This window comes from Collinsella sp. OF02-10, from assembly GCF_003463445.1.
Taxonomy (GTDB): domain Bacteria; phylum Actinomycetota; class Coriobacteriia; order Coriobacteriales; family Coriobacteriaceae; genus Collinsella.
Window position 1 is genome coordinate 2,824 of the sequence record NZ_QSCW01000038.1, and the last position, 674, is coordinate 3,497.

2 protein-coding genes are annotated in these 674 nt (G+C 58.3%); both read right to left on the bottom strand.

Annotated features, from left to right (window positions below; translation table 11 throughout):
• Positions 1-25: 25 nt before the first annotated feature.
• Positions 26-352, bottom strand: a complete 327-nt coding sequence (locus DXA43_RS10030; RefSeq protein WP_117807075.1) for a hypothetical protein — start codon at positions 350-352, stop codon at positions 26-28.
• A gap of 1 nt (position 353) precedes the next feature.
• The coding region (locus DXA43_RS10035; RefSeq protein WP_233540080.1) for a helix-turn-helix domain-containing protein at positions 354-674 on the bottom strand (321 nt) is incomplete at its 5' end.

Consider the following 674-nt stretch of genomic DNA (forward strand, 5'->3'; position numbering starts at 1 on the left):
ACATCGGTGTTTCCCTTCCCAGTTCCTAGTCGAAAACGCGTTCCGGGCTGATATCCCGGATTACCTGTAGGTAGTCTTCGCCCTCCGGTTCATTCATGTCCTCATAGGTGCGCCATGACTTAATGTTCTGCATCACCCAAGGCTGTTTAGAAAGGGCGGCGCAAACAGGGCACTGCGCCCCGAACTGCGCCTCGCGGTTCTTTGCCTGCCAAGTGCCAAGGCCGATGCGGACGTTGCCCATCTGCTCCGCATACTTTCCCACGCAGTCGTAGAGGTCATCTACGTTGTAGCCGTTCCTTTTTGCCTTCTCCTCATCGAACTCGATGGTGAAGCGCCAAGGTTCCATTGCCATATCACTCACCCTCCTTGATTTCCGGCTCCGCCATATCGACGTGGATATGACCGCCCTCGTACCACGCGCCGTCCGGCAGGCCGTCGGTATCGCACCTCCAGCCCCTCAGCCACTTGATGACGGTAGGACGCGACACGCCCAGCGCCTTGGCTATGTCAGAGTGGTTCGCGTCAGGGTGCTCGCGGGCATAGGCGCGGATTAGGTCGCGCTTCTTCGGCGCACCGTCTTTGTTCCGCCAATTTCCTTCCGGGTCTGTGACCCCCTGAATCGCCCTCATTACCGCCATGTGCTGCGGCTGCTTCCTGTAGTTCCGCTTGTTTTT